This is a genomic window from Terrabacter sp. LjRoot27, from assembly GCF_964254175.1.
Classification (GTDB): Bacteria; Actinomycetota; Actinomycetes; order Actinomycetales; family Dermatophilaceae; genus Terrabacter.
Genome location: NZ_CAXUSS020000001.1, coordinates 1770353 through 1790397, shown reverse-complemented (window position 1 = coordinate 1790397; position 20045 = coordinate 1770353). Strand labels below are relative to the sequence as shown.

Here is a 20045-nt window from a genome sequence, read left to right as displayed (position 1 = left end):
ACTTCGGGTCAGTAGCGCTCACGAGGGCCGCGGTCGGTGAGGTTCCAGGCGTCCTCGGACTCCTCGTCGTCCTCGTCGACGGTGCGCGTCATGTCGCCCGGCGTCCACCGGGCCGTCGGCACCGCGGTCGTCTCGTCCTCGTGGGCGCGCTGCTCGCCACGCTCGGCGACGAGGGCGGCCGTCCGCTGGGGCGCGGCCTCCTCCGGCTCATCGGTGTAGCCGGCCGACACGTCCGGGGGCTCCACGTCGACGGGCGGGGCGGCATACGGCTCCGCGGGCTCGATGATGTCGGCGAGGTCGTCGGCGTCGACGGGCTCGTTGGGGTGCGGCACGTCCTCACCACGCAGCAGCGCGAGCGTCTGCTCGAGGTCGTCCGGGCGCACGAGCACGTCGCGGGCCTTGGACCCCTCGCTCGGGCCGACGACACCGCGCGACTCGAGCAGGTCCATGAGGCGACCGGCCTTGGCGAAGCCGACGCGCAGCTTGCGCTGGAGCATCGACGTCGAGCCGAACTGGGTCGTGACGACGAGCTCGGTGGCCTGGAGCAGCACGTCGAGGTCGTCGCCGATGTCGTCGTCGATCTGCTTCTTCGGCGCCGCGACGGTGACGTTCTCGACGTAGTTGGGCTTGAGCTGGGTCGTGACGAACTTGACGACCTCGTGGATCTCGGACTCGTTGACCCACGCGCCCTGCACACGCATCGGCTTGCTCGCGCCCATCGGCAGGAAGAGCGCGTCACCCTGGCCGATGAGCTTCTCGGCGCCGGGCTGGTCGAGCACGACGCGGGAGTCCGCGAGCGAGGACGTCGCGAAGGCCATCCGCGAGGGCACGTTGGCCTTGATGAGGCCCGTGACGACGTCGACCGACGGCCGCTGCGTCGCGAGGACGAGGTGGATGCCGGCGGCGCGCGCGAGCTGGGTGATGCGCACGACCGACTCCTCGACGTCGCGCGGGGCGACCATCATGAGGTCGGCGAGCTCGTCGACGACGACGAGGAGGTACGGGTAGGTCGTGATCTGCCGCTCCGAGCCGGGCAGCGGCTTGACCTTGCCGGCGCGGACGGCCTTGTTGAAGTCGTCGACGTGCTTGAAGCCGAACGCCGCGAGGTCGTCGTAGCGCTGGTCCATCTCCTTGACGACCCACGCGAGCGCCTCGGCGGCCTTCTTCGGGTTGGTGATGATCGGCGTGATGAGGTGCGGGATGCCCTCGTAGGCCGTCAGCTCGACCCGCTTCGGGTCGACGAGGATCATCCGGACCTCCTCGGGCGTCGAGCGCATGAGGATCGAGGTGATCATCGAGTTGACGAAGCTGCTCTTGCCCGAACCGGTGGCGCCGGCGACGAGCAGGTGCGGCATCTTCGCGAGGTTGGCGATGACGTAGGCGCCCTCGACGTCCTTGCCGACACCCATGACCATCGGGTGCTCGTTGGTGCGGGCCGTGTTGCTGCGCAAGACGTCGCCGAGCGACACGTTCTCACGGTCGAGGTTCGGGATCTCGATGCCGATGGCGGACTTGCCCGGGATGGGGCTGAGGATGCGCACGTCGGCCGAGGCCACGGCATACGCGATGTTCTTGGAGAGCGCGGTGACGCGCTCGACCTTGGTGCCCGAGCCGAGCTCGACCTCGTAGCGCGTCACCGTCGGGCCACGGGTGAAGCCGGTGACCGCGGCGTCGATGTCGAACTGGTCGAAGACGTTGGTCAGCGACTCGACGACGCGGTCGTTGGTCTCGCTGCGCGTCTTGTGCGGCGGACCCGGCGTCAGCATCGAGTGGTCGGGCAGCTGGTAGGTGATGTCGCCGCCGAGGCTCAGCTGCTCGACGCGAGCGGGCAGGTCGGACATGGGCGGCGGGATGAGCTCGGCCTTGGGGCCGACCTTGCTCGTGTCGGGGGCGCCGAGGGTCTTGGGGTCGGTGGCGTCGATGACGCGCTCGGCGCCCTTCTCGCCGCCGGGGCGGGGGGCGAGCAGACCGGGAGGCGTCGGGCGCTTCTCGCCGGGCCGCAGCTGCGTGGTCGCCTCGTCCTCGAGCGCCTTCTGCGCGGCCTGGCGGAACGCCTCGTCGCCGTCACGGTCGGCGAGGTCGACGGCCTTGCGACGCGCGCGCTTGACCGCGGCGGCCGGGGCGTCGAGCGCCTCGTCGGGCTGCTCGTCGACGTGGTCGCGGTCGATGACGAGGGCCCGCAGCTGCCGCATGCGGGTCGGGATCATGTTGACCGGCGTCGCCGTGATGACGAGCAGGCCGAAGAGCCCGAGCAGGATGAGCAGGACGAGCGCCCCGTAGGTCGAGACGGCCGCCGCGAGGGGGCTCGACGCGAGGAAGCCGAGGATGCCACCGGCGGCGCGCATGCCGTCGGCGCCGTCGGGCGGGTTGGGGATGCCGTCGGCGAGGTGCGACAGACCGCACGCGGCGAAGGTCAGGGCGATGGTGCCGACGACGATGCGGTTGGTCGCCGCGTCGTCCTGGGGGGCGCGCAGCATGCGCAGGCCGAGCGCGAGCAGCACGAGCGGGACGGCGTACGCGACGCGGCCGAAGGTGCCGGCGAAGACGGCGTGCACGACCTGGCCGAAGGTGCCGGAGACGCCCCACCACTCACGGGCGGCGACGACGACGGCGAGCGCGATGAGGGCGAAGCCGATGCCGTCGCGACGGTGCTCGGGCTCGAGGTCGGCGGCGCTGTGGCCGACGCGGCGCACCGCTCCCCCGGCCATGTGCGAGACCCCCATCCACGTGTTGCGCATCGCGCCGAGCGGGAAGGGGAGGCCTCCGCCCCGGGTCTTGGACGCCGTCTTGGCGGCGGGCTTGCGGGCAGCGGGCTTGCGCTGCGCCGGCCTACCACCGCGTGCTGCCGGAGGGCGTGACGAGGCGCTGCCCGCGGATCCCTTGGCGCGGGTGGCCGCGGCGGAGCTCGAGCGCTGGCTGGTGGACGGACGTGACGCCATGCTGGCACCGTACGTCAACGCACCGATGAACTCACGCGTCACACGCGCAACAGGACCGATCAGTCGGACAGCGCTCTCCAGGGCTCACAGGGCTCTCGTATGCCGTGGGCGCACCTCCCGCGCACCGTGGGGACCGTCGTCGGGTGCCGTGGGCGCACCTCCCGCGCACCGTGGGGACCGTCGTCGGGTGCCGCGGGCGCACCTCGGGCCGGGCGGCGTCTCAGATCGCGACACCCGGGGAGCGACCGGTGGACAGCCGGCGACCGTCCCGCCTATGGTCTTGCGCAGGTCATGAGTGCCAGTGACAAGCCCCGGCTCGCTGGCCAGCAACCCTCCTCCGCGGTGGGGTGCTCCGGGTGACGACCAGGCCGCCCTCGGTCCGCATGCGTCCTCGAGGTCGGCAAGCGCGGACCTGCACGAGGTGGGTCCCATGACCCAGGAGCACTCCCATGTCGGTCCTTCCCTCGACGCACCCCGCCGCCTCCCTCTGTGGAGGCTCCCCCGCACCGCTCGTGCGCACCCGCGCCCTGCACGTCGTGCCGGAGGCGCGCACGCTGCCCACCGTCGTCGGCGCGGGACTGCGCGTGCCCACGCTGCACGGCGACACGGCATACGCCAACCTCGACCACGCGGCCTCGACGCCGGCGCTCGAGACGGTCAAGGGGGCCGTCGACCGTGCCCTCGAGACCTACTCCTCCGTCCACCGGGGCGCCGGCTTCGCCTCGCGGCTGACGAGCGCGTGGTACGAGCAGGCCCGCGCGGAGGTCGCCTCCTTCGTCGGCGCGCGCGAGGGCGACTCGGTCGTCTTCACCCGGACGACGACCGACTCCTGGGCGCTGCTGAGCAAGGCGCTGCCGAGCCGCACGACGGTCTTCGTCTTCGGCACCGAGCACCACTCGACCCTGCTGCCGTGGGGCCGCTTCCGCACCGTGCGCCTCCCCGTCCCGCAGACGGTCGAGGACGCGCACGCCCTGCTCGAGGAGGCACTGGCCGACCACCCGTCGCGCCACCGCCTCGTCGTCGTCGCGGCCGCCTCGAACGTCACGGGTGAGGTCTGGCCCGTCGAGCGCTTCGCCGCGCTGGCCCACGCGCACGGAGCCCGGATCGCCGTCGACGCGGCCCAGCTCTCGGCGCACCGCACCATCGACCTCGCCGCGTGGGACGCCGACTACGTCGCGTTCTCGGGGCACAAGACGTACGCCCCCTACGGCGCAGGCGTCCTCGCCGGGCGCTCCGACTGGCTCGACGCCGGCAACCCCTACCTGCTCGGCGGCGGCGCGACGCGCTCGGTGACCGAGGACGGCACGACGTGGGCGACCGGCCCGGCCCGCCACGAGGGCGGCAGCCCCAACGTCATCGGCGCCATCGCGCTCGCCGCGGCGTGCTCGACGATCAGCCGCCACCGCGAGGCGATCGAGGAGCACGAGACCCGCCTGCTCGAGCGGCTGCGCACCGGCCTCGACGACGTCGCAGGCGTCGAGGTCCTCTCGATCTTCGGCGACGACAGCGACCGCGTCGGCGTCGTGGCCTTCACCATCGACGGCTGGGACTCCTCGCTCGTCTCGCAGGTGCTCTCCGTCGAGCACGGCATCGGCGTGCGGGACGGCAAGTTCTGCGCCCACCTGCTCGTCGACGAGCTCCTCGAGGACCCCTGGGGCGAGCGCTCCGTCACCGCCGTCCGCGCCAGCATCGGCCTCGGCAGCACGCTCGAGGGGGTCGAGCGCCTCGTCGCCGCCGTCGCGCGCCTCGTCGAGCACGGCACCGACGCCGAGTGGACGCTCACGGAGACCGGCTGGGCGCTCGAGGGCACCGACCCGCGCGACGTCGAGGTCGAGCGACCCTGGTGACTGCGGGCGTCTGCCGCTGAGCGGGGTCGGTGTGTCAGCGCGGTCGGGCGTGGCCGCGGTCAGCGGCTCGGTCAGCGTGCCGGCAGCGCGTAGCTCGCCCAGACGGCGGCGTGGTCGGCCCGGTTGAAGGCCACCTGCCCGGCCGAGACGACCGTCAGCCCGCGGCTCAGCAGGTGGTCGAGCTGCACGAAGGCCGGGAGCCGGTTGCCGGCGAACGGCCAGGTGCGCACCCACCCCTGCCCGTCGGTGCGCTGCGCGTCATCGAGACCGGCGGCGAGGTCGCGGAAGCCCGGGTGGCCGAAGCCGGCGTTGAAGTCGCCGGCCATGACGACGAGCTCGTCGCCGTCGAGCCGCTGCTTCCACGACTCGAGCGCCCGCAGACCGGCGCGCCACTCGAGCGTGTCACCGCGCAACGGCGCCGCGGGGTGGGCGACCTTGAGGCGGACCGTGCCGTTGGGGACGGTCACGTCGACCTCGGGCTGGACGCTCTGGGTGCCCTCGAGCGCGGGGTCGGTGCCGAGGCTGCGCACCGAGAGCGGGTAGCGCGAGAGCACCATCGTGCCGCTGGAGGTGTTCGCGCGGGCCACGCCCTCGCGCTGCGAGAAGTAGTCGCCGGCGCCCTCGGCGTCGAGCCGCCGCAGGATCGCCGGCGTGGCCTCGGTGAGGACGAGGACGTCGACCGAGTGGAAGCGCACGGCGTCCATGAGCTGGCCGGCGTTGGCCGAGCCGACCCAGACATTGGCCGACATGACGGTGAGGTCGCGGTCGGCCTTGGGCGAGGACGTGGCCCGGAAGGCGGGGGCCGCGACGGTCGCCGCCACGACGAGCGCGACGACGACCGGGGCCACCATCCACCACCGGCGCAGCACGAGCGTCGCCACCGTGAGCAGGCCCAGGCCGATGACGACGAAGGGTCCGGCCGTCTGGAGCACGACGACGACGTACGCCGTCGAGTCGTACCAGCGCAGCGCGCCGACCGCGACGAGCCCGAGCAGGACGACGCCGATGACGACGTCGACCCAGCGCCGGCGCGGTGCCCGTCGCGCCGGCTCCGGCGTCGACGACCCGGCGGTCTCCCCGGTGTCCCCCGGCGGGCCGGCGGGCACGTCGTCGCCGTCGCCGGCGGGCCCGGTCCCCCGGGCAACCTCCTGCACCGTCACGTCAGGCCTGCAGCACGACCGGGATGATCATCGGCCGACGGCGGATCTTGCCGCCGACCCACGAGCCGACCGCGCGGCGGATGACCTGCTGGAGCTGCTGGTCGTCGCGCACACCCTTGGCCACGGCCTCCTCGATGGCCCGCTCGACCTTGGGGATGACCTGCTGGAAGATCTCGTCGGCCTCGACGAACCCGCGGGCCGTGATCTCCGGTCCGCTCGCGATCTTGCCGGTAGCCGCGTCGAGCACGACGACACAGGTGATGAAGCCCTCGTCGCGCAGGATCCGGCGGTCCTTGAGCAGGGCCTCGTCGGCGCCACCGACGCTGCTGCCGTCGACGTAGACGTAGCCGCACTCGACGACACCGGTCACCTCGGCGACCCCGTTGACCAGGTCGACGACGACGCCGTCCTCGGCAAGCACGACGTTGTCCTCGTGGACGCCGGAGGCGATGGCGAGCTGGGCATTGGCGTACATGTGCCGCCACTCGCCGTGCACGGGCAGGACGTTGCGCGGCTTGACGATGTTGTAGCAGTAGAGCAGCTCGCCGGCGCTGGCGTGGCCCGAGACGTGCACCTTGGCGTTGCCCTTGTGCACGACGGTGGCGCCGAGGCGCATGAGCCCGTTGATGATGCGGTAGACGGCGTTCTCGTTGCCCGGGATGAGGCTGCTCGCGAGGAGCACGGTGTCACCGGGGCCGACGTCGATGCGGTGCTCGCGGTTGGCCATGCGCGAGAGGGCCGCCATCGGCTCGCCCTGGGAGCCCGTGCAGATGAGGACGAGCTCGTCGTCCCGCAGGCTGTCGATCTTCTTGATGTCGATGAGGATGCCGTCGGGCACCCGGAGGTAGCCGAGCTCTGCGGCGATCCCCATGTTGCGCACCATCGAGCGTCCGACCATGGCGACCTTGCGGCCGGCCTTCTCCGCGGCGTCGAGCACCTGCTGCACGCGGTGCACGTGGCTGCTGAAGCAGGCGACGATGACGCGGCGCTGGGCGTGGCGGAAGACCTTGTCGATGGCCGGCGCGATCTCGAGCTCGGGCGTCGTGAAGCCGGGGACGTCGGCGTTCGTCGAGTCGGTGAGGAAGAGGTCGACCCCCTCCTCGCCGAGGCGGGCGAAGGCGCGCAGGTCGGTGAGGCGGCCGTCGAGCGGCAGCTGGTCCATCTTGAAGTCACCGGTGTGCAGCAGGGTGCCGGCCTCGGTGCGCACGAAGACGGCGAGCGCGTCGGGGATCGAGTGGTTGACCGCCACGAACTCGAGGTCGAAGACGCCGAGCTTCTCGCGCTGGCCCTCCTTGACCGCCATGGAGTACGGCCGGATCCGGTGCTCCTTGAGCTTGGCCTCGACGAGCGCGAGCGTCAGCGTGGAGCCGATGAGCGGGATGTCGCCCTTGAGCTTGAGCAGGTAGGGGACGGCGCCGATGTGGTCCTCGTGGCCGTGCGTGAGGACGATGGCCTCGATGTCGTCGAGGCGGTCGGCGATGTAGGTGAAGTCCGGGAGGATGAGGTCGACACCGGGGTGGTGGTCCTCGGGGAAGAGCACGCCGCAGTCGATGACGAGCAGCTTGCCCTTCGTCTCCAGCACGGCCATGTTGCGTCCGACCTCGCCGAGCCCGCCGAGCGCGACGACCCGCAGGCCGTTGTCGGGGAGGGCGGGGGGCGTGGTCAGCTCGGGGTGGGGGTGGCTCACAGGTGTCCTGTCATTCGGTGGTGCTGCCGGGCCGTCAGGGGCTCCGGTCAGAGGTCATGGGGCGGTCATCCGACCGCCGGGAGGGCCGCGAGGGCGGCGAGAGCGGCACGGACGAGGGCGGACTGCTCGTCGTCGGCGGGCACGAGCGGCAGGCGCACGGCCGTGGACTCGATGATGCCCTGCTCGGCGAGGCCGGCCTTGGCCATGATGGCGCCCTGGGTGACGTTCATGACGGCGTTGACGACGGGGGTGAGGCGTCGGTGGACGGCGCGGGCGTCGTCCCAGCGCCCGTCGACGACGGCGTCGGCCATCTCGCGGTAGGCCGCCGGGGCCACCTGGGACGTGACGCCGACGAAGCCCACGGCCCCGTTGACGAAGTGGCCGAGGTTCATGGCGTCGTCGCCGGAGTACCAGTCGAGGCCGGTCTCCTGCATCATCTCGCTCGCGAACCAGAGGTCGCCTCGGGCGTCCTTCACGGCGGTGATGCGGTCGTGCTCGGCGATGCGCAGGTAGGTCTCGCGCGCGATGGCGATGCCCGAGCGGCCGGGGATGTCGTAGACCATGACGGGCAGGTCGCTCGCGTCGGCGAGGGCCGTGAAGTGGGCGACGAGACCGGCCTGCGGGGGCTTGTTGTAGTAGGGCGTCACGGCGAGCACCGCGTCGGCGCCGGCCTTCTGCGCGTGGCGCACCGACTCGACGCTCTTGGCGGTGTCGTTGCTGCCGGCCCCGGCGATGACGACGCAGCGGTCGCCGACGGCCTCGATGACGGCGCGGAGCAGCTCGTCCTTCTCGTCGGACGAGGTCGTGGGCGACTCGCCGGTCGTGCCCGAGACGACAAGGCCGTCGTGGCCGGCCTCGACGAGGTGCGTCGCGACCCGCTGGGCGGCGTCGAGGTCGATCGAGCCGTCCGGCCGCATGGGCGTGACCATCGCCGAGAGAACACGTCCGAGGGCGGGTGCGTCAGCCATGGACCCAAGGTTAGCGCCCGGGCCCTCGCGCACGACGCCACGCCCACGCCGGACCCACGAGCCGGCTCGCCGCGGGCACGAAAGAGGCGAGGCACTACTCGCTCGGGGGTCCGAGTAGTGCCTCGCCACCCCCTATATCGGCGGGGTCGCCGTGGCGTTACAGCCCGATCCGGACATTTTCCGAGATGGCGTATGCCGTCTCAGCCGCGCCGCTCGTAGGTGACCCAGGCGAAGCCGGGCTGCTCGTCGCGGGCGGTCTCGGTCCAGACGGCCGGGTCGATGACCGGGAAGGTGACCGAGCCCTCCGGGGACCGGTCGACCTCCGTCACGAGGAGGCGGACGGCATACGGCATGGCCTCGCGGTAGATCTCTCCCCCGCCGACGACGAAGACCTGGTCGGCGTCAGCCACCAGCGCGAGCGCCTCCGGGAGGGAGTGCGCGACCTCGACGCCGGGCGCGTTCCAGTCGCGCTGGCGGGTGACGACGACGCTGCGCCGGCCGGGGAGCGCCCCCATCGAGTCGAAGGTGCGCCGCCCCATGACCATCGGGTGGCCCATCGTCGTGCGCTTGAAGAACTTGAGGTCCTCGGACAGGTGCCACGGCATCGCCAGCCCGTCGCCGATGACGCCGTTGCGCCCGACGGCGGCGATCATCGTCACGTTCGGCAGCACGGTGGTCATGGCGCCAAGGCTCCCAGACGCGGGCTCAGACGGCGATGGGGGCCTTGATGCCGGGCTCCGCGACGTAGTCGACGAGCTCGAAGTCGTCGAGGTCGAAGTCGTCGATGTCGGTCTTGCCGGGCGTGATGCGCATCGTCGGCAGCGCGTGCGGCGTGCGGGTCAGCTGGAGGCGGGCCTGGTCGAGGTGGTTGAGGTAGAGGTGGGCGTCGCCGAGGGTGTGCACGAACTCGCCCGGCTCGAGGTCGGTCAGCTGGGCGACCATCTGCGTCAGCAGGGCGTAGCTCGCGATGTTGAACGGCACGCCGAGGAAGACGTCGGCGCTGCGCTGGTAGAGCTGGCACGACAGGCGCCGGCGGCCGTCGGGTCCGGGCGGCGAGACGTAGAACTGGAACATCGTGTGGCACGGCGGCAGGGCCATGTCGTCGACGTCGGCGACGTTCCAGGCCGAGACGATGAGGCGGCGGCTGTCGGGGTTGGTGCGGATCTGCTCGATGACCTTGGCGATCTGGTCGACGCGGCGGCCGTCGGGCGTGGGCCAGGACCGCCACTGGTAGCCGTAGATGGGGCCGAGGTCGCCCGTCGCGGGGTCGGCCCACTCGTCCCAGATCGAGATCCCACGCTCCTGGAGCCAGCGCACGTTGGTGTCGCCGCGCAGGAACCACAGCAGCTCGCCGATGATCGAGCGCAGGTGCAGCTTCTTCGTCGTCATGGCCGGAAAGCCGTCGGCGAGGTCGAAGCGCATCTGGTGGCCGAACACGCTGAGCGTGCCCGTGCCGGTCCGGTCGGACTTCTCCTGACCGTGGGTCAGGACGTGGTCGAGGAGGTCGAGGTACTGCCGCACGTCGGCAACCTAACACCGACGTCCGACGCCGCTGCTCACCTTCCCAGCGCGGCGAAGACCTCGTAGACCATGAAGGCCGGCCAGAAGAGGCCCTGGAAGACGGCGAGCAGGTACTCCCAGAACTGGTCCGCCTGCTGCCAGAAGTAGACCAGGGCCCCGAAGATGCCCAGGCCGTAGATCGCGCCCCCACCCGCGGCGCCCGCGTTGTTGCTCATCTGTCACCGCCTCGCCTTCGACCCCAGTGTGCGCCGGCAGACCGCCGCCTGCGGGACATTCGGCAACTCCCGACCGGCGGGCTCAGGCGTCGTAGTCGAGGCTGACCTCGTCGGTCACCGGGTGGCTCTGGCAGGCGAGGACGATGCCCGCCGCCACCTCCTCGGGCTCGAGCGCGTAGTTGCGGTCCATCCGCACCTCGCCGGACACGAGGCGGGCGCGACAGGTGCCGCACACGCCGCCGGTGCACGAGTAGGGCGCGTCGGGCCGGGCCCGCAGCGTCGCGTCGAGGATGGTCTCCTCGCGGCTCGGCATCGGGATGACCGTCGTGCGCCCGTCGAGGTTGACCGTGACCGTGGCCTCGGGCGGCGCCGCGGCATCGACGACGACCTTGCGCTTGGGCTCGGTGCCGTCGTCGACGTGGAAGATCTCGTGGTGGATGTGCCGCGGGTCGACGCCGCGCCCCGTCAGCAGCGCCTCGGCGCCGGTGACCATGCCGAACGGCCCGCAGAGGTACCACTCGTCGACGGAACCGACCGGCAGCAGCGAGCCGAAGATCGCCTCGAGCCGCTCGGTGTCGAGCCGGCCGTGGAAGAGCTCGACGTCCTGGGCCTCGCGTGACAGGACGTTGACGAGGTGGAAGCGCCCGGGGAAGCGGTTCTTGAGGTCCTCGAGCTCCTCGAGGAACATGATCGAGGACGTGCGCCGGTTGCCGAAGAGCAGCGTCGCGCGCGACCCGGGCTCCTCCTCCAGCGCCGTGGTCAGCAGCGAGAGGACGGGCGTGATGCCCGAGCCCGCCGCGATCGCGACGTGATGGCGTATGCCGTCCGGTCGGGTCGGGCACGTGAAGGAACCCTGCGGGGTCATGACCTCGACGACGACGCCGGGCGAGATCCCGTCGTTGAGCCAGTTCGACATGCGGCCCTCGGGCACCCGCGCGGCGGCGACCCGGAGGCTGCGACCGGCGGGGTCGGCCCCGCGTGACTGGCAGATCGAGTAGGACTGGCGCACGTCCTCGCCGCGGATGTCGGCGCGGAGCGTCAGGTGCTGGCCCGGCTCGAAGACGAACTCGTCGACGAGGTCCTCGGGCACGGTGAACGTGACGGCCACGGCGTCGTCGGTAAGGCGCTCGACGGCGGCCACGGTGAGGGGATGGAAACGCGCCCGGTGGCGTGCGGGAGCGCTCGGGGTGGTGACGTCGGTCATTCAGATGGCCTTGAACTCGTCGAAGGGCTCGAGGCACGCGTTGCACCGGCGCAGGGCCTTGCACGCGGTCGAGCCGAAGTGGGCGATCTCGGTCGTGTCGGCGGAGCCGCAGCGCGGGCAGGCGACGACGTGGCGGCTCAGGGTCACGGCCACGGGGCCGTGCGGCTCCCCCGCCGGGACTGCGCCCGGGGGTGCGATCCCGAAGCGCAGCAGGGCCGCTCGTCCTTCGTCGCTCATCCAGTCGGTCGTCCAGGCCGGCGACAGCTGCGTGCGGACGTCGGCGGCATACCCCTGCCGTCCGGCCTCGAAGACGATGCGTGACGCGATGGCCTCCATGGCCGGGCACCCGCTGTAGGTCGGGGTGATCGTCACGGCGACCGTGTGCGCCTCCTCGTCGACGTCGACGGCCCGCAGGATGCCGAGGTCGGCGATGCTGATCACGGGCACCTCCGGGTCGGGGATGCGCGAGATCGCCTCTGCGACAGCGGACTGCGCGACCACGGCGGTCACCACGTCGCGCCGGGGTGGGACCGCGCGATGTGCTGCATCTCGGCGAGGAGCGAGCCCATGGGGCGCGAGTGGATGCCGGCGCGGCCACCGCGTGAGCGCCACCGCGAGCCGTCGGGAAGCGTCAGCGTGCCCTGCTCGACGACGCGCGCGACCCGGGCCACGACGGCGTCGTGCAGGGTCGAGGGCAGGACGCCGACGCCGAGGTCGGCCGCGAGCACCGAGGCCTCGTCGTCGTCGAAGAGCTCGGCGAGGTGGGGCAGGACGCGCTCGAGCGCCGCCTGCATGCGGCGGTGGGACTCCTCGGTCCCGTCACCGAGGCGCACGACCCAGAGCGAGGCGTGGTCGAGGTGGTAGCGCACCTCCTTGAGCGCCTTGCCCGCGACACCTGCGACGACGTCGTCGCCCGAGCCGGTCAGGGCGGTGTGCAGCTCGACCTGGTAGGCCGAGAACCACAGCAGCCGGGCCATCTCGTCGGCGAAGTCACCGCGCTCCTGCTCGACGAGGTGGACGTTGCGCCACTCGCGCTCGTCGCGCTGCATGGCGAAGTCGTCCTCGCCGCGACCGCTGCCGTCGATCGAGCCGATGTAGGGGTAGAGCCCGCGCGCCTGGCCGAGCAGGTCGAGCGCGACGTTGCCGAGCGCCATGTCCTCCTCGATCTGCGGGGCGTTCGTCATCCACTCGCCGAGGCGCTGCGCGTAGACCATGGCGTCGTCGGCGAGCCCGACGAGGTAGGCGGCATACGGCTTGGCGCCGGGGTCGGCGCCGGTGTTCTCGGCGGCCCCGGGCAGGGGCTCACGCCGGGCGGACCCAGCGGCGGACGTCGCCGCGTCGGTGACGGGCTCGGTGACGGGCTCGGTGACGGGCTCGGTGACGGGCTCGGTGACGGGCTCGGTGACGGGGGTCGTGCCGGTGTCGGTCGTCTGGTCGCTCACAGGTACTCGACATCCTCGGGCACGTCGTAGAACGTCGGGTGCCGGTAGATCTTGTCGCCGGCGGGGTCGAAGAACGAGTCCTTCTCGGACGGGCTGCTCGCCGTGACGTCGTCGGCCCGGACGACCCAGATCGAGACGCCCTCCTGCCGGCGGGTGTAGACGTCGCGGGCGTTGCGCAGGGCGAGCTCGGCGTCGGGCGCGTGGAGCGAGCCGACGTGCACGTGCGACAGGCCCCGCTTGCCGCGCACGAACACCTCCCAGAGCGGCCAGCTGCGCTCCCCCCGGGCAGGCTCGGACGGGGCCCCGGCACCAGTGGACGGGGTGGTGGCTCCGCTCACGCGGCACTCTCCTCAGCGGTCGTCGTGTGCTTGGCGGCGTACGCGTTGGCGGCCTCCCGCACCCAGGCGCCCTCGTCGTGGGCGCGGCGGCGGTGCTCGATGCGCTCGGCGTTGCACGGGCCGTCGCCGCGCAGGACCTGCCAGAACTCGTCCCAGTCGATCTCGCCGAAGTCCCAGTGTCCGCGCTCCTCGTTCCAGCGCAGGTCGGGGTCGGGCAGGGTGAGGCCGAGCTTCTGGGCCTGCGGGACGGTCATGTCGACGAACTTCTGGCGGAGGTCGTCGTTGCTGAACCGCTTGATGCCCCACGCCATCGACTGCTCGGTGTGGCCACCCTTGGCGGCCTCGCCGGTGTCGGGCGGGCCGAACATCGCGAGCGCGGGCCACCACCAGCGGTCGGCGGCGTCCTGGGCCATCGCCTGCTGCGCCTCGGTACCGCGCATGAGGTTCCAGAGGATCTCGAAGCCCTGCCGCTGGTGGAAGGACTCCTCCTTGCACACGCGGATCATGGCGCGGGCGTACGGGCCGTAGGAGCACCGGCAGAGCGGCACCTGGTTCATGATCGCCGCACCGTCGACGAGCCAGCCGATGGCGCCGCAGTCGGCCCACGTCAGCGTCGGGTAGTTGAAGATCGAGGAGTACTTCTGCTTGCCGTCGTGGAGCCGGTCGAGCAGCTCCTGCCGGTCGATGCCGAGCGTCTCGGCCGCGGAGTAGAGGTAGAGCCCGTGCCCGGCCTCGTCCTGGACCTTGGCGATGAGGATGGCCTTGCGGCGCAGGGAGGGGGCGCGCGTGATCCAGTTGCCCTCGGGCTGCATGCCGATGATCTCGGAGTGCGCGTGCTGGGCGATCTGGCGGATGAGCGTCTCGCGGTAGTCGTCCGGCATCGCGTCGCGCGGCTCGATGCGCTGGTCGGCCGCGAGGAGGGCGTCGAAGTCGTCCCCGACGGCGTCCCGACCGTCCCGCTGGTCGTCGTGCTCGGCCGCCGCGTCGTAGGCGGCGGTCTCGGCCGCGTTCAGCGGTTCGTTCGGGTCGATGACGTCATTGCCATACATGAGTCCAGTATGCGAGATGGGACCGAGGGCGTCCAAAGCCGGGGTGTGCTGGGGTGGACAGCCGGCGCGTCCACGCCTGAGAGGATGCCGTGGTGGCACACGAGGACGCGAACACACACGAGCACGACGACCAGCACGACCACGAGCACGACCACGAGCACGAGCACGAGCGCGGGCCGGTCGCAGACGCGTCGGTGCGGGTCGCGCGCGCGTCGGACGCCCCCGCGGTCGGCCTCGTCCAGGCCGTCGTGTTCCGGGACACGTATGCCGCCGTGCTCGCGCCCGACGTGCTCGCGACCTTCGAGCCGAGGGCGTTCGCGAACGCCTGGCGCGCCACGCTCGAGGGCGAGAAGTCCGGGGACGGCGTGCTGCTCGTGGCCTGCGCCGGAGAGCAGGTCGTCGGCTTCGCCGCGGTGGGCGCGTCGGACGACGCCGACGCGAGCCCCGACACGGCCGAGCTCGGGGTGCTCGGGGTGCACCCCGACGCGCGGCGCCAGGGGCACGGCTCGCGCCTGCTGCACGCGGTCGTCGACACGGCACGTGCGCGTGGCCGCTCCGAGCTCTCTGCCTGGCTGCTGGCCACGGACGACGCCACGCGCGGCTTCCTCACGGCGGCCGGGATGGTGGCCGACGGTGCTCACCGCGAGCGCGTCGTGTCGCCGGACGGTGACACGGCCCGCGAGGTGCGCCTGTCGGCAGCCCTCGCCGACGAGACGTCCGGCACCACCGACTCCCCCACCGCCGACGTCAGGGCCCCGGAGGTCCCGTGACCGCGACCGTCGACCCGGGGGCACGACGGGCCGTCGTGCGCCAGAGCCTGTCGGTGGGTGTCGCCACCGGTGCCTACGGCATCAGCTTCGGCGCCCTCGCCGTCGCGGCCGGACTCGACACGTGGCAGGCCATGGCGCTGTCCCTGCTCATGTTCACCGGCGGGTCGCAGTTCGCGTTCATCGGCATCATCGCCAACGGCCTGCACGCCGCACCGGCAGCGATCGCGGCATCGTCGATGCTCGGCATCCGCAACGGCCTCTACGCCCTCGAGCTGACACACCTCCTCGGCGTCCGCGGCCCCCGACGGGTGGCGGCCGCACACCTGACCATCGACGAGTCGACCGCCGTCGCCGTCGCCCAGGACGAGGTGGGCACGTCGCGGATGGGCTTCTGGCTCACGGGCGTCACCGTCTTCGTCCTGTGGAACCTCAGCACCCTCGCCGGCACCCTCGTCGGCGGCCACGTCGGCGACCCGCGCACCTACGGACTGGACGCTGCCGCGTGCGCCGCGTTCACCGCCCTGCTCTGGCCGCGCCTGCGCAACCGGGACGCCGTGGCGATCGCCGTCGTCGGCGCCGTCGTTGCGGTCGTGCTGTCGCCGACGATGCCGCCCGGCATACCCGTCGTGGCGGCCGCCGCAGCCTCGCTCTTGGCGTGGCGCACCCCGAGGCGGGAGCAGCCGTGAACCTGTGGACCGCGGTTATCGTCGCGGCCGCGATCGCCTTCGGCCTCAAGCTCGCCGGTCATCTCGTGCCGGCGCACCTGCTCGACGCCCCACGCATCCGCCGGATCACGGCCGCCCTGCCGATCGCGCTGCTCGCCGCCCTCGTCGCGACGCAGGCGTTCACCGGTCCCGGGGGATCGTTCGTCCTCGATGCGCGGGCCGCTGCCGTGCTCGTCGCCGTCGTCGCGCTCCTGCTGCGCGCGCCGTTCATCGTCGTCGTCGTGCTGGGCGCTGCCACCGCGGCCCTCCTGCGCGCCCTGGGCTGGGCCTGACCGGTGGCGGATGCGGACGCCGTGCGACGACTGGCCCTCGCGCTGCCCGGCGTCGAGGAGATCGCCAGTGCGGGCTTCGACTTCCGGGTCGGCGGGCACGGTTTCGTCTGGTCCTATCCCGAGCGCGTCCCGGGACAGCGGCGCGTCATCCGCACCGACATCGCGGTGCTCTACGTCGGCGACGAGGCGGAGAAGCAGGCCCTCGTGCTCGGTGAGCCGGACCTCTTCTTCACGACGCCCGCCTACGACGGCTCTCCGCTCGTCATGGTCCGGCTCGAGCACGTGGACACGGACCGGCTCGACGAGCTCGTGACCGACGCGTGGCGGATGCGAGCGCCCGCCGACCTGCTCGACGACTGAGGCGACCATTCCGGGGCGGGCCCGCACGACACACGAACCCGGGCCCGACGCTGTCCCCGCCGCACGACCACCCCGGTACGGGCCGAGATGGTGTGTCCGGGCGACCCGCTTCAGGCGTGGGCGTCGCAGACGGGCTGGAGGGGGCGACCCGGCAGGTCCTCGCGGTTGTGCATCCGGCTCGTCGGGGTGCCACAGACGTGGCACGTCGCGAGGTGGGCCGCCCCGTCGCCGAAGCCCACGCTCATCCGTTCGTCGAAGACGTAGAGGTGGCCCTCCCAGAGCCCGCGGTCGCCCCGCTGCTCGCCGTAGCGCGCGATGCCGCCGTCGAGCTGGTAGACCTCCTCGAAGCCCCGCGAGCGCATGAGGCTCGTCAGCACCTCGCAGCGGATCCCGCCCGTGCAGTACGTGACGACGGGCCGACCCTTGAGCTCGTCCCACCGGCCGGCGTCGAGCTCGCGGACGAAGTCGCTCGTGTGACGGATGTCCGGCACGACTGCACCTCGGAGGCGGCCCACCTGCGCCTCGACGGCGTTGCGCCCGTCGAAGAGCACGACGTCGTCACCACGCTCGGCGACGAGGGCGTCCAGCTCGTCGGGGCTCAGCCGCGTGCCGCCCCCGACGATGCCCTGCTCGTCGACGACGACCTCGTCGGGCACCCCGAACGAGACGATCTCCTCGCGGGCCTTGACGACGAGCCGCGGGAAGTCGAGGCTCCGTCCCTCGGCGTCCAGCCCGGTGCCGTCGCTCCACTTCACGTCGATGTCGCGGAACGGCGCGTACTCCCTCGTCTTGCGGACGTACGTCTTGAGCACCGTCACGTCGCCACCGACCGTCGCGTTGATCCCGTGGCGCGACAGCAGGATCCGCCCGCGGAGGCCGAGTCCTTCGCAGAGGTCGCGCTGCCAGAGTCGGAGAGCCTCGGGGTCGGCGAGCGGGCGGAAGGCGTAGTAGAGGACGACCCTGGGGATGGCCATGTCGGTCTCGTCGCGTGCGCGGCGGCTCAGTCGAGGCCGAGGTAGTGCTCGAGCCCGACGGTCAGGCCCGGGTGGTCGGCGACGGCCCGCACCGCCGCGATGACGCCCGGCATGAAGCTGCCGCGGTCGAAGGAGTCGTGCCGCAGCGTCAGCATCTCCCCCGCGTTGCCGAGCAGCACCTCCTGGTGGGCGGTGAGACCACGCAGCCGCACGGAGTGCACGGGTATGCCGTCCACCCGGGCGCCGCGGGCACCGTCGGGGTCGTGGGTCGTCGCGTCGGGCACCGGCGCGCAGCCGGCCTCGGACCGCGCCTGACCGATCATCGCCGCGGTGCGCGCGGCGGTGCCGGAGGGCGCGTCCACCTTCGCCGGGTGGTGCAGCTCGATGACCTCGACGGACTCGAAGAAGGGGGCGGCCTTGGCGGCGAAGGACATCATGAGCAGCGCGCCGATGGCGAAGTTCGGCGCGATGAGGACGCCGACCCCGGCACCGGAGGACGCCGGCGGCGCATCGGCGAGCTGGCCGCGGAGCGTCTCGAGTCGCGCGTCGTCCCACCCGGTCGTGCCGACGACGACGTGGACGCCGCGCTCGACGCAGTGGGCGACGTTGGCGGGCGAGGCTCCGGGGACGGTCAGCTCGATGGCGACCTCGGCCCCACCGAGGTCACCGAGGTCGTCGCCCGACCCGAAGGCACCGACGAGGCTCAGGCCGGCGGCGCCCTCGACGGCGCGCACCGCCTCGGAACCCATCCGGCCGGTCGCGCCGATGACGGCGACCTTGGTGTCGCGGGACGGCTGGCCTGTCGTGTCGCTCACGCGGCCAGCCTAACGAGGCCCCAGGGCCTCGGGACGAGGCACACGGCATACGGACTCGTGCGTCACCAATCCGTGCTGGGAGTCGGCTGTGAGGCGCACACTGGAAGGGACCGAGGAAGTGGTCCGCATGTCCGTCCGTCCGCGCAGCACCGTCGTCGTGGGCCGGCTCCGTCGCCTGGCCCTTGCTCCTCTCGCGGCCATCGGGCTGATCGTCGGTCTCCTCGTCGCCCCGAGCGCCCAGGCGGCCGTCCTGTTCGGGCACGACCTCTCGTGGCCGCAGTGCCCGTCGAGCTTCCCGCCGACGTCCACGCAGTTCCTCGTCATCGGCCTGACGAACGGTTTGCCCTTCACCGAGAACCCCTGTGTCGCAACGCAGGCCGCCTGGGCGACCGACCACGCCAAGCCGACCCACGCCTACACCATGGCGGCCTTCCCGACCACCGCGCAGCTGACGACCTACGGTGGCAGCGGCCCGTGGTCGACCGCGTCGCGTGCAGGCCGACTCAGCAACGTCGGCTACGCCGAGGCGATGTACGCCGTGGCGACCGTGCGCGACGTCCCCGGCTGGGCGCCGCGGATGGTCTGGATCGACGTCGAGCCCCGCGACACAGAGCCGCGGAGGCAGCCGTGGCCCACGTCGACGTCCCTGCAGCGCCTCGAGAACCGCTACGTCATCGAGGGGATCATGCGTGGTCTGCGGGCCGCGGGCTACTCCTACGGCGTCTACTCCAACGCCTCGGGCTGGCAGACGATCACGGGATCCTGGTGGCTGCCCGGCGTCCCCGTGTGGGCGACGGCCGGCACCCTCGACTACCCGAACGAGGCGCTGGACAAGTGCACCCAGCCGAGCTTCTCCGGCGGCAAGGTCTACCTGTCGCAATGGTGGGACGCCACGTGGGACTACGACCGCACGTGCGACCCGTACGCCTTCACCCGCCTCCCGGTGGCACCCGCGTCCCTCTCGGGTGGCACCGCTGACTTCAACGGCGACTGGAACAACGACGTGCTGGCGCGCTGGACCGCGACCGCGGCTCTCAAGCTCTACGCCGGCACGGGCACGGGGAGCCTGTCACTCGGCACCCAGATCGGCACCGGCTGGGGTGGCATGTCCGCGCTCGAGACGCCCGGCGACCTGAGCGGCGACGGCGCGCAGGACGTGCTCGCCCGCGAGACGTCGACCGGCGACCTCTGGATGTACAAGGGCAACGGGGCGGGCGGATGGCGTCTCCCCCGCGTGCGCGTCGGGACCGGCTGGCAGGTCATGAACGCCATCGTCGGCGTCGGCGACCTCACCGGCGACGGTCGGATGGACATCGTGGCCCGCCGGGCCACCACCGGAGAGCTCTACCTCTACCCCGGCACGGGCAGCGGCGGCTGGAAGCCCAGGTCGAGCCTCGGCACCGGGTGGAACCGCTACAACGTCCTCGTCGGGCCGGGTGACGTCACCGGCGACGGGCGGCCCGACCTGCTGGCCCGCGAGACGTCGACCGGCATCCTCTGGCTCGTGCCGGGGACCGGCACGAGCACGCTGGGCACCCGCGTCCAGATCGGCACCGGCTGGAACGGCATGACCGCGCTGATGAGCCCCGGCGACCTCAACGGCGACCGCGTGCCCGACGTGCTGGCCCGCGACTCGAGCGGCCGGCTGTGGCTCTACCCGCGGACCGCCGCCGGCGGCTGGAGCCCACGCGTGCTCGTCAGCACCGGCTGGAACATCGTCAACGCGATCTTCTGACCCGGACGACGGAGCGGCCCGCCA

General features: G+C 72.3%; 20 protein-coding genes and 1 riboswitch. Of the genes, 6 read left to right on the top strand and 14 right to left on the bottom strand.

Annotated features, from left to right (window positions below):
* Window positions 1-8: 8 nt before the first annotated feature.
* Window positions 9-2939 (bottom strand): DNA translocase FtsK 4TM domain-containing protein, encoded by a 2931-nt coding sequence (locus ACSQ2D_RS08330; protein WP_435985489.1) that lies wholly within the window; start codon window positions 2937-2939, stop codon window positions 9-11.
* Between the two features lie 287 nt (window positions 2940-3226).
* A riboswitch (SAM riboswitch) is annotated at window positions 3227-3352 on the top strand.
* Window positions 3353-3388: 36 nt separating this feature from the next.
* Here ACSQ2D_RS08330 and ACSQ2D_RS08325 point away from each other — a divergent pair.
* The gene (locus ACSQ2D_RS08325) at window positions 3389-4786 is read left to right on the top strand and encodes an aminotransferase class V-fold PLP-dependent enzyme (RefSeq protein ID WP_435985488.1); all 1398 of its coding nucleotides are present in this window, start codon (window positions 3389-3391) and stop codon (window positions 4784-4786) included.
* 71 nt (window positions 4787-4857) lie between these two features.
* Here the strand turns inward: ACSQ2D_RS08325 and ACSQ2D_RS08320 are convergent, their stop codons facing one another.
* The 11 genes from ACSQ2D_RS08320 to paaA form a co-directional block, all read right to left on the bottom strand.
* Window positions 4858-5946: an endonuclease/exonuclease/phosphatase family protein gene (locus ACSQ2D_RS08320; protein ID WP_435985487.1), complete on the bottom strand. Its 1089-nt coding sequence runs from the start codon at window positions 5944-5946 to the stop codon at window positions 4858-4860.
* A gap of 1 nt (window position 5947) precedes the next feature.
* Window positions 5948-7633 (bottom strand): ribonuclease J, encoded by a 1686-nt coding sequence (locus tag ACSQ2D_RS08315; RefSeq protein WP_435985486.1) that lies wholly within the window; start codon window positions 7631-7633, stop codon window positions 5948-5950.
* Window positions 7634-7698: 65 nt separating this feature from the next.
* A complete protein-coding gene (gene dapA, locus ACSQ2D_RS08310; RefSeq protein WP_435985485.1) occupies window positions 7699-8601 on the bottom strand; it encodes a 4-hydroxy-tetrahydrodipicolinate synthase in 903 nt (300 codons plus the stop codon).
* A 200-nt stretch (window positions 8602-8801) separates the two neighbouring features.
* Window positions 8802-9281, bottom strand: coding sequence for a dihydrofolate reductase (locus ACSQ2D_RS08305; RefSeq protein WP_435985484.1), 480 nt, complete (start codon window positions 9279-9281; stop codon window positions 8802-8804).
* Window positions 9282-9306: 25 nt separating this feature from the next.
* Window positions 9307-10122 (bottom strand): thymidylate synthase, encoded by an 816-nt coding sequence (locus ACSQ2D_RS08300; protein WP_435985483.1) that lies wholly within the window; start codon window positions 10120-10122, stop codon window positions 9307-9309.
* Window positions 10123-10157: 35 nt separating this feature from the next.
* Entirely contained in the window at window positions 10158-10337 is a 180-nt protein-coding gene (locus ACSQ2D_RS08295) for a hypothetical protein (protein WP_020142636.1), read from the bottom strand.
* Between the two features lie 82 nt (window positions 10338-10419).
* Window positions 10420-11541: a 1,2-phenylacetyl-CoA epoxidase subunit PaaE gene (paaE, locus tag ACSQ2D_RS08290; RefSeq protein WP_435985482.1), complete on the bottom strand. Its 1122-nt coding sequence runs from the start codon at window positions 11539-11541 to the stop codon at window positions 10420-10422.
* Complete coding sequence (gene paaD, locus ACSQ2D_RS08285) at window positions 11542-12042, bottom strand: 1,2-phenylacetyl-CoA epoxidase subunit PaaD (RefSeq protein ID WP_435985481.1); 501 nt, start codon at window positions 12040-12042, stop codon at window positions 11542-11544. It abuts the gene before it with no gap.
* Window positions 12043-12047: 5 nt separating this feature from the next.
* Entirely contained in the window at window positions 12048-12983 is a 936-nt protein-coding gene (gene paaC, locus ACSQ2D_RS08280) for a 1,2-phenylacetyl-CoA epoxidase subunit PaaC (protein WP_435985480.1), read from the bottom strand.
* Window positions 12980-13321 carry a 1,2-phenylacetyl-CoA epoxidase subunit PaaB gene (gene paaB / locus ACSQ2D_RS08275; RefSeq protein ID WP_435985479.1) on the bottom strand — a complete coding sequence of 114 codons (342 nt, stop codon included), beginning with the start codon at window positions 13319-13321 and terminating at the stop codon, window positions 12980-12982. The genes paaC and paaB overlap by 4 nt, the downstream gene beginning before the upstream one ends.
* Complete coding sequence (paaA, locus tag ACSQ2D_RS08270; RefSeq protein WP_435985478.1) at window positions 13318-14370, bottom strand: 1,2-phenylacetyl-CoA epoxidase subunit PaaA; 1053 nt, start codon at window positions 14368-14370, stop codon at window positions 13318-13320. The genes paaB and paaA overlap by 4 nt, the downstream gene beginning before the upstream one ends.
* A gap of 92 nt (window positions 14371-14462) precedes the next feature.
* On the opposite strand from paaA, the gene ACSQ2D_RS08265 reads away from it, so the two are divergent.
* Genes ACSQ2D_RS08265 through ACSQ2D_RS08250 form a run of 4 tightly spaced genes read left to right on the top strand, consistent with a single transcriptional unit; the run spans window position 14463 to window position 16497 of the window.
* Window positions 14463-15140 (top strand): N-acetyltransferase family protein, encoded by a 678-nt coding sequence (locus ACSQ2D_RS08265; protein ID WP_435985477.1) that lies wholly within the window; start codon window positions 14463-14465, stop codon window positions 15138-15140.
* On the top strand, window positions 15137-15826 hold the full coding sequence (locus ACSQ2D_RS08260) for an AzlC family ABC transporter permease (protein WP_435985476.1): 690 nt from the start codon (window positions 15137-15139) through the stop codon (window positions 15824-15826). Before ACSQ2D_RS08265 ends, ACSQ2D_RS08260 begins: the two co-directional genes overlap by 4 nt.
* Entirely contained in the window at window positions 15823-16137 is a 315-nt protein-coding gene (locus tag ACSQ2D_RS08255) for an AzlD domain-containing protein (protein ID WP_435985475.1), read from the top strand. The genes ACSQ2D_RS08260 and ACSQ2D_RS08255 overlap by 4 nt, the downstream gene beginning before the upstream one ends.
* Before the next feature lie 21 nt (window positions 16138-16158).
* Window positions 16159-16497: an MmcQ/YjbR family DNA-binding protein gene (locus ACSQ2D_RS08250; RefSeq protein WP_435985474.1), complete on the top strand. Its 339-nt coding sequence runs from the start codon at window positions 16159-16161 to the stop codon at window positions 16495-16497.
* A gap of 110 nt (window positions 16498-16607) precedes the next feature.
* Here the strand turns inward: ACSQ2D_RS08250 and trhO are convergent, their stop codons facing one another.
* Both trhO and dapB read right to left on the bottom strand, forming a co-directional pair.
* Window positions 16608-17471 carry an oxygen-dependent tRNA uridine(34) hydroxylase TrhO gene (trhO, locus tag ACSQ2D_RS08245; protein ID WP_435985473.1) on the bottom strand — a complete coding sequence of 288 codons (864 nt, stop codon included), beginning with the start codon at window positions 17469-17471 and terminating at the stop codon, window positions 16608-16610.
* Window positions 17472-17497: 26 nt separating this feature from the next.
* Window positions 17498-18286, bottom strand: coding sequence for a 4-hydroxy-tetrahydrodipicolinate reductase (dapB, locus tag ACSQ2D_RS08240; RefSeq protein ID WP_435985472.1), 789 nt, complete (start codon window positions 18284-18286; stop codon window positions 17498-17500).
* Between the two features lie 127 nt (window positions 18287-18413).
* On the opposite strand from dapB, the gene ACSQ2D_RS08235 reads away from it, so the two are divergent.
* Window positions 18414-20021 (top strand): FG-GAP-like repeat-containing protein, encoded by a 1608-nt coding sequence (locus ACSQ2D_RS08235; RefSeq protein WP_435985471.1) that lies wholly within the window; start codon window positions 18414-18416, stop codon window positions 20019-20021.
* Window positions 20022-20045: the final 24 nt, after the last annotated feature.

Excerpts from the sequence above, each read along its gene's own strand:
- ACSQ2D_RS08235 (WP_435985471.1), top strand. The coding sequence starts at position 18,414 with ATGTCCGTCCGTCCGCGCAGCACCGTCGTCGTGGGCCGGCTCCGTCGC.
- trhO (WP_435985473.1), bottom strand. The coding sequence starts at position 17,471 with ATGGCCATCCCCAGGGTCGTCCTCTACTACGCCTTCCGCCCGCTCGCC.
- dapA (WP_435985485.1), bottom strand. The coding sequence starts at position 8,601 with ATGGCTGACGCACCCGCCCTCGGACGTGTTCTCTCGGCGATGGTCACG.
- ACSQ2D_RS08295 (WP_020142636.1), bottom strand. The coding sequence starts at position 10,337 with ATGAGCAACAACGCGGGCGCCGCGGGTGGGGGCGCGATCTACGGCCTG.
- paaA (WP_435985478.1), bottom strand. The coding sequence starts at position 14,370 with ATGTATGGCAATGACGTCATCGACCCGAACGAACCGCTGAACGCGGCC.
- paaE (WP_435985482.1), bottom strand. The coding sequence starts at position 11,541 with ATGACCGACGTCACCACCCCGAGCGCTCCCGCACGCCACCGGGCGCGT.
- ACSQ2D_RS08330 (WP_435985489.1), bottom strand. The coding sequence starts at position 2,939 with ATGGCGTCACGTCCGTCCACCAGCCAGCGCTCGAGCTCCGCCGCGGCC.
- ACSQ2D_RS08305 (WP_435985484.1), bottom strand. The coding sequence starts at position 9,281 with ATGACCACCGTGCTGCCGAACGTGACGATGATCGCCGCCGTCGGGCGC.
- ACSQ2D_RS08325 (WP_435985488.1), top strand. The coding sequence starts at position 3,389 with ATGTCGGTCCTTCCCTCGACGCACCCCGCCGCCTCCCTCTGTGGAGGC.